At 50.1% G+C, this 7624-nt stretch carries 8 protein-coding genes; 7 read left to right on the top strand and 1 reads right to left on the bottom strand.

Annotated elements, in window-relative coordinates; translation table 11 throughout:
- Positions 1 to 18: 18 nt before the first annotated feature.
- Complete coding sequence (locus ACR0M9_RS20820; RefSeq protein WP_480774578.1) at positions 19 to 294, bottom strand: MerR family transcriptional regulator; 276 nt, start codon at positions 292 to 294, stop codon at positions 19 to 21.
- 98 nt (positions 295 to 392) lie between these two features.
- On the opposite strand from ACR0M9_RS20820, the gene ACR0M9_RS20815 reads away from it, so the two are divergent.
- The 7 genes from ACR0M9_RS20815 (at position 393) to ACR0M9_RS20785 (ending at position 7069) form a co-directional block, all read left to right on the top strand.
- A complete protein-coding gene (locus ACR0M9_RS20815; RefSeq protein WP_480774577.1) occupies positions 393 to 716 on the top strand; it encodes a hypothetical protein in 324 nt (107 codons plus the stop codon).
- Between the two features lie 4 nt (positions 717 to 720).
- Positions 721 to 939, top strand: coding sequence for a GDCCVxC domain-containing (seleno)protein (locus ACR0M9_RS20810; RefSeq protein ID WP_480774576.1), 219 nt, complete (start codon positions 721 to 723; stop codon positions 937 to 939).
- Between the two features lie 1131 nt (positions 940 to 2070).
- Positions 2071 to 2598: a roadblock/LC7 domain-containing protein gene (locus ACR0M9_RS20805; protein WP_480774575.1), complete on the top strand. Its 528-nt coding sequence runs from the start codon at positions 2071 to 2073 to the stop codon at positions 2596 to 2598.
- Positions 2599 to 2708: 110 nt separating this feature from the next.
- Complete coding sequence (locus ACR0M9_RS20800) at positions 2709 to 3386, top strand: response regulator (protein WP_480508203.1); 678 nt, start codon at positions 2709 to 2711, stop codon at positions 3384 to 3386.
- Positions 3373 to 4734 (top strand): sensor histidine kinase, encoded by a 1362-nt coding sequence (locus tag ACR0M9_RS20795; protein WP_480508205.1) that lies wholly within the window; start codon positions 3373 to 3375, stop codon positions 4732 to 4734. Before ACR0M9_RS20800 ends, ACR0M9_RS20795 begins: the two co-directional genes overlap by 14 nt.
- 88 nt (positions 4735 to 4822) lie before the next feature.
- A complete protein-coding gene (locus tag ACR0M9_RS20790; protein ID WP_480774574.1) occupies positions 4823 to 5149 on the top strand; it encodes a hypothetical protein in 327 nt (108 codons plus the stop codon).
- Positions 5150 to 5704: 555 nt separating this feature from the next.
- Complete coding sequence (locus ACR0M9_RS20785) at positions 5705 to 7069, top strand: sensor histidine kinase (RefSeq protein WP_480774573.1); 1365 nt, start codon at positions 5705 to 5707, stop codon at positions 7067 to 7069.
- Positions 7070 to 7624 lie beyond the last annotated feature (555 nt).

Below are 7624 nucleotides of genomic sequence, written 5' to 3'. Positions count from 1 at the left end.
GAAATTCGTCCGTCCGTTTCAGTCCCATAGTTCGTCTCCTTTGCTGCAATAAATGCTATCAAAGGAGCGGCAGCAAACCGCGACACGTCCAAGAAGCACCTTTGCATCGGCAAGCGCAAAACCCAAGTCTCGGCACTTCCTTAGAAAACAAAGCCGTCCCACATCGTGCGCAGAGTACATGCGTCGATTATTCGATGCCCTTTCTGGTTTCGGCACGATCCCTTCGCGTTCGTAGTAGCGGATAGTTTCAATTCCGACACCGCTTTGCCGGGATGCCTCCCCAATCGCAAACATGTGAGATTTCCTGTCTTGATCCTGTAGTGGCTACAGAAGTTAAACGAGTGGTTGTTGTCTCTACAACTCCGCGCGACGTAGTCCATTAGGGAAACAGAATGCAGAAGTACCTTAGCCTCAGCTATTTGGGATCGCTATCAGCGCTTGGCGTCGCGACTTGCTGCGTTTCGCCCATGACGATGATTTTACTGGGGCTGGGCGGCAGTTGGTTGGCAATCTTTGGGAAGGTTGCGGCAGCGAGTTACCATGTGCTGACGATTTCAACGGCGCTCGTCGCGATATCGTGGCTGGTATCTTATCGGCGCGGTTCCTTACCGACGTTAAAATGGCGGCTTGCAGGAACAACTCTAATCACCGGCGTGGCTTGGGTCGTTGTGTTTAACGAGGCACGGATTAACGATTACCTGATCATGCAGATGTGAGACTATGACAAAACAAACTGTAGTCCTAGAAAGCACCCTGATTTGCCCGAAGTGCGGCCACAGCGAAACCGAGGAAATGCCAACGGATGCTTGCCAGTGGTTCTATGAATGCAAGTCGTGCAAAACAGTTTTGAAGCCCCTGGAAGGCGACTGTTGTGTTTACTGTTCATATGCCACGGTCCCGTGTCCACCAATTCAGCTAGGCGATAGCTGTTGCGGATGAAGTGAAGGACGGCTTTGTTGAGCAAACTGTGAACTGCCGCCGCGAGCATCGCTGCTATTTGCATGAATGACAGTTCTTTCCGCTGCTTGGCCGCACAAGATATTCGGCAGTTGCAATGTTGTTACTGCTACAAGCGCATGCAGCAATAAAATCCAGGGTACAGGTTGGGCTCATTGACGACTTCGGGACAGCCGCAGCAATGCCCCTTCCTGGCTAAATATTAACTAAGCAGACGGCCCATTACGGTCTTTCATCCACTAAACACGACGCTGCAATGCGGCCCGACAAAGCTGCCGTTCGCAGCAAGTGGTCTAGTGGCGCAAACCGACCTTTCACTCATGGGTAAGAAAGCAACGATACAACTTGTCGAAGCAGTTGTTGGCTTCAAGCACAAACAAATGAGTCCTTCGAATGCACAGTCCGCGTCCCACAGGAGACTCTGGAACCGCAATCGAATTGCTGCCGCTGCGTTGCCGAAAATAGAGGTTGGTGCCGTGTAACAAACAATGCTCTCCCCCACGGCAAATCCTGCCAAAACAATGAGGGTTGACGATCACAAATCACGGTTATCCAACTCTAAACCATTGCCGGTGTCAAAATGCTCACAAAATCAGTCAAATAGCCCGCTGCACCTAAGTTCCTATCCCCCAACCGACAAAAAACAAATTCCTTACAAAAATTTAAGCTTTCTGAAAAGCCGGTTAAAACCTCCAGTATTTTACGAACCGCTTAGTTGATTGGTAACGAGGCGAGGGGCCTATGCTAAGTTCTGTTTTTTTATCAGTTTTGGCCGGCGTCCTTTCTGAACTTGGGTATCTGTGGTCTTCATTCCTTCTGGGTCCGGAAGGTGTTTTGACCATTTCAGCCAACAATGCCCAATACTTGGCCACTGCCTGTATTGCTGCACTAAGGTTTTTGCACAGAGGCCCCAAGAGCTCTCAGGGACCAATCGCACCGGTTTTGAACGTCAGGGCAGATCCCGAATGTCATGTACAGCATAGGAAGGACACTCTCCCTGGGTTGGATGACACTTTGGTTGATCGGCTCTTCCTTCGCACCCAAGCCGCTCGCAGTGGCGGACACATAGTTCGACAATCCACTTCCACCATCACAGCGAGAATTGGATAGAAAATGTCGAATTCCAAGAGTGATACATCGTCTGTTCTGGCCAGATTTAGCGAAAGGTTTGGCCTGGTTCAAAAACACGTCATTACCATCCCACCTGCAAACAAAGAAACTCGTCCAATCCATCAAACGCCCGGAGCGAGTCAGATCAGCAATTCCAAAGCCAAAAAGGAGCTAAACATGTCGTTGGACATTTCTAAACTAAGCGAAATCAAGGGTCTTTTGGGGGCGTGCCTCGTGGACAGCGACACAGGCCTAGTACTAGGCTCTGAGGGTGGCTCAAAATTTGATCTTGAAACTGCAGGCGCTGCGAATGTTGAAGTCGTCCGCGCCAAACTTCAGGCAATCGAAGCGCTGAAACTTAACGATACCATCGAAGACATTCTGATAACGCTTGGCAAACAGTATCATCTGGTCCGCCCGTTGGACAAAAACCCAAACATCTTTGTGTATGTCGCACTAGACAAGAAAACTGCCAATCTTGGTCTCGCCCGGCTTCAGGTGAAAGCCGTCGAAGAAACGTTGAGTCTCTAGTCTGCAACGATTTGCCAAATGGACTTAGCCATCACGTTATGGCTGGGTTCACTTACAGCGCATTCCAAACTGAAACAAGCAGGTCCAGTGGCAAAATCGGAGGGCTTAAAGTGAAGATACTCGTCGCAGAAGACGACAAAAAAACCGCCGACTTTGTCAATTCAGGACTCAGATCAAACGGTTTTAGTGTGGAGTGGTATGAAGATGGTCGGGATGCCCTGTCATATTGTCTATACAATGAATGTGACGCCATAGTCCTGGACCGCATGCTACCAGGAATGGATGGTCTTTCCGTTCTCAAAGCACTTAGGGCCGCGAAAAAACAGACCCCGGTTCTGTTTCTTACGTCGATAGGAGACGTTCAGGACAGAGTAGAAGGTTTGACCGAAGGTGCAGATGACTACCTAGTAAAGCCTTTTCATTTTTCAGAGCTGCTAGCGCGTTTAAATAGCATAATCAGGCGACAACCGCCCGATTTCTCGACAACTGAGCTTCATGTCCACGATCTATCAATGGACCTACTCAGCAGAGTCGTGAAACGGCAAGATGTGACAATAGATTTGTTGCCACGTGAATTTGCGTTGTTAGAAGTTTTGATGCGCAATACAGGCCGCGTGGTGACACGCACCATGCTTCTGGAGCAAGTTTGGGACTATAATTTTGACCCGAGTTCGACCGTGATTGAAACATACATCAGTCGTCTGAGGTCGAAGATAGACAAGCCCTTCGAGATGCCGCTTTTGCACACGTCTCGAAACGTTGGATACAGCCTTCATGGGCCGCGCTAGCATTGCCTCGAGCGCTCCAGCTTGTTTCGCCGCATTGATTGTCTGGATCATCACCGCTGTTTTCGGATATGCAGCCTATCTGGCGCTGGAAGACAAGCTCCGCTCTGACCTCGAACAACAAATCCTCGATGAAGAGCTTTTGCTTCATGAGATATTGCAGGAAGGCGGCGCTGACGCAGTTCAGCGAGCAATCGAACATTTGAATAACCCTAATCGAACCCAACTTCACGTAATCGCGCTGTTTGACCAAAACGGTTCAGCACTTGCCAGTTCAATCGCGAAAGTGCCTGATACGAACGGATGGCACGAGGTAGATCCGGATTTTGTTCAATTCGGCGGGACCGCGCCCGTCTATATGCTTCATGCGTCCGAGTATCTTGGGTATCGCACAGTAGTCGCCCGTAGCATGACATCACTTAGTCAAGCGTTGACAACACTTTGGGAAGGGCTATTGCTTCTGACGCTCGCAACAACCATGACTGTTTTAGGTCTTGGCTACTACTTCAGCTCTCAAAACTATCGGAAACTAAAGTCGGTTGAGCGAGCCCTGGAACCTCCTGTTCAAGCGAATGGTTCTATTCGTCTTCCGGTTTCGGGAAAGGGCGATCAATTCGATCGGATTTTCCAGTTGGTTAACCGACGTCTCGACTGGATTTCGAGTTTACTGAATAGCACACATGCTACTGCGGTCACAGTTGCCCGCGATTTAAAGACACCATTAACCAGTGGTTTTATCGCTTTGCAACAGGTTTACAGCGAAGTTGAGTATGGTGGCGACCCGCGATCCGGCCTCAATGAATTAGAGAGCAACCTAAAGCGCATTAGAGTTGTTTTCGACACGATCCTCAAGGTCTCGCAAATTGAGGAAGGAACGCATCAAAAGAGCTTTAAAACAGTGAACCTGAGCGCGCTCGTTGAGGGTGTTGCTGAGGCGCTGTATCCAGTTGCCGTCGATGCAGGTAAGCACATCTCGGCGGACTACAACGCCGACACGATATTGATCCGAGGCGACGAAAACATGCTGAAGCAGCTGCTCGTCAATCTTGTGAACAACTCGCTCCGGTATTGCCCTTCCGGTTCTTGGATCAGGATTTCCCTGACAGCCAAGCCCGATGTGATTGAGCTGGTTGTGACAGATAACGGTCCAGGGGTTCCGGAACCCCAAATCAACAAGATTTTTGACGCGTTTTTCCGAGCAGACGGCACAAAATATGAAGATGGCAATGGGCTTGGCCTGTCGCTTGTAAAGGCCGTTGCCACACGCCACGGCGCAATAGTCACTGCGGAAAACAATGAACCGGGCCTGCGGGTGTGTGTGAGCTTTGGAAAGCCTCGCGTCGCGGCCTGAACCTATGCGGAAGAACGGTCCACTCATAATTCGAACCACCACTTGGACAACTCAAACTAGAAAGCCCAACCTTTTGAACGGAAAAACAATGACGATGAAAGCAATACTCCTAATGGCACTTTTGCCTGCGTCTGCAGCGATCGCAGACGAAACAGAATACCTATGCACGTCAGAAACCAATGGTGAAATCATCCAGGTCTTTCAGGGTGCTGACCGCTCAGAAGCGCGCCTGATTGTGCAAAACACAGAAGGCGTAGCCTCCGTCGCACACGGGCTGGACGGAGTAACATTCATCCACATCAAGACCGACGAAGTCTGGACCTTGGCGCTTCATTTCCCAACCATGACCTATGAGCTGTCCACGCACGGTGCCACATCTGTCGAAGATCACGGACAGTGCACAAAAGGTGGGTGAACAACATCGAAAACTCAATGATCCAGGGGGAAGATCGCACTATTTTTCAAAAACGTAAGGTTGATGAAAGCCGGATGGCAAGGAAACGTTGCAGAAGATGCCGTCAAGGTTGGAACTGAAACCGAATACTCGACTGAGGAAGCACTCGTTACCCTCCTGAAGGGTGCCACCGGAACCGTGAGGACACGGACCACTCACTCGCACGCTTGCTTCCCTCAGTCAAAGCAGCGCTCCCCTCCACCCCCTCGGAAGGGAGCGCTGCAAGTTCTCGGAAATCAAGGCTCCATCGGCCGCCGTATCAGGCGAGCAACACCGCACATAGTTTTTTGAAAGTGTTCGGGTGTGCTCAATCAAACGGAGCTGGGAGTTGAGAGCATTGACATTCGTGTGCTTTATTGGTCTCGCATCTCCAATGGTGCGACAAATTTAGCTAAATCCCCCATTTTCCCGCTAGTTTTTCAGCTAAAACCCTCGGATCACTCGCTTGACTGGCCAGAAAGGGTTTGCTGTTAGCCAAATCACATGCGGTCGCCACTATAATCGGATGAAAAACAAATGAAGCGCTCAAACATTGTCTCTGGAGCAGCGTTTACGACAGCGTTGTATGCAGCTGTAGTAATACTACTTTCAGTTACAGCGTTGGCTTTTTTAACGTTCGAAAGAATTCGTGGCGATTTGCAACGGGAAATGGACTCGTTGTTGATCGACGAAATGCGTTTCATTCAGGAAATTCTGGACGATAACGACAACGATTCAGATGTTGTACAAGCGATTGATGACGCGACCCTCTGGTTGCCATTCGACACCAGTTTGATTGGCCTGTTCGACAGCCAGGGGAAGCGTCTGGCGGGAAATATCGACGAATACCCGTCCTTTAGAGGATGGGGAGAAATCGAAGACGATGGTATAGATCTGGGTGGGGAAAAACGTATCCACCGTGTCAACGTGCAAACCTACCGTGGATTTGTAGTTGTGGTTGGTCGCGATCTTGCCTTTGTGAAAAGCACGCTTCGTTCGCTGGCGTGGTCTTTGGTTGCAATCGGATTTGGAGCAACGGTGTGCACTTTGTTGGTTGGGTACATCTCCAGCATAAGAACATATCGCAAACTCGATCAAATGGCGAAGACGCTAAACAAAGTCTCAAGAGGTGATGTTAAAGCGAGGCTTTCAGTCAGTAAGAACAACGATCAGATAGACCGGATTGCCCGGTTGATGAACCGACATCTCGACAACCTGACAGCTTTAATGTCCACGACTCGATCGACGGCTGCATCAATTGCACATGATTTGAAGAACCCGCTCACTCATGCTTACATCGCGCTTCAGGAAGCGAGAGACACGCTTCAATCCGAAGGTCAGCCACTAGAGGTGATCAACAATATTCAGTCTGAACTTGACCGTCTAAAATGGACCTTTGAAACTGTTTTGCGGATCAACCGTATCGAAGAAGGTAACAGTCCAAAAGCGTTCAGCTATCTAGATTTGAATAGGCTGGGTCGAGAAGCAGTCGAAACGATGATTCCACTTGCGGAGGCTAAGGGTCAAAGCCTGAATTTTGTTGAGAACCAATCAGGGCGTTCCCTGATCGAAGGCGATGAAGGTATGCTGAAACAGCTTTGCGCAAACCTTTTGCAGAACTCTATCGATCACTGCCCAAAGCATTCCAGAGTTCGCCTGCTTATTGAAAAAGAAGACGGCATCGTTACGCTCTCGGTGGTTGATGATGGTCCCGGCGTTCCCGAAAACACTCTGGGAAAGCTCTTTGTTCCTTTCTATAAGCTTAAAAGCGAACGAAATAGTGTTGGGAATGGTTTAGGACTGGCGCTGGTGAAGGCTATCGCAGATCATCATTCGGCGCTCTTAATGGCTACAAACAGCTCACCCGGATTGACGGTCTCGGTTCGATTCGACGTAGCGTAGCAACGGAACAAGTATCGCTTCTGCGTCGGATTTTGATGGCTCACCCCACACGTCTAACGGACCTTGCGCAAGCCTAGCTGATTTACTCGAACCGGTTCGGTCGCTTTGCGGCCATTCACCCACTGGTCAGAATGCTGCGGTCGCAGCCCGCATTGCCGCCATTCGCTGCGACTGCGAAATCTGGTCGTCGACGAACTCACAGTCCGCGGACTATTTCTGCCGCTCGTTGCAAGAGAATTAACGTCAGCTTTGAACAACGTCGCTGTACCAACCCGACGTTCCTAAACCGCTTTCGCCGCGGTTACCACCGCAGGTATTGGCACTTCCCATTCGGGACCTGAACCATGTCTTTCTAAGACTTGGGATACAACCGCCTTTCTGATCGCTGCCGCATTGTCCGGCGGCTGAGGGCGCAATAATGCGCCGCCCCGTGCCGTGCCCTCCAAGAAGAAATCAAACGGTGCTGAGCCTCCCCAACTGAACTGGTCCACCGCTATGTTTAGGAAACGGAGGACCACGAATGGCAAACAAGCGACCGAAGCCCGAAGAGATTGT

The sequence above is a fragment of the Ruegeria sp. CH2 genome, from assembly GCF_056537065.1.
This window is presented reverse-complemented; position numbering and strand designations above follow the sequence as displayed.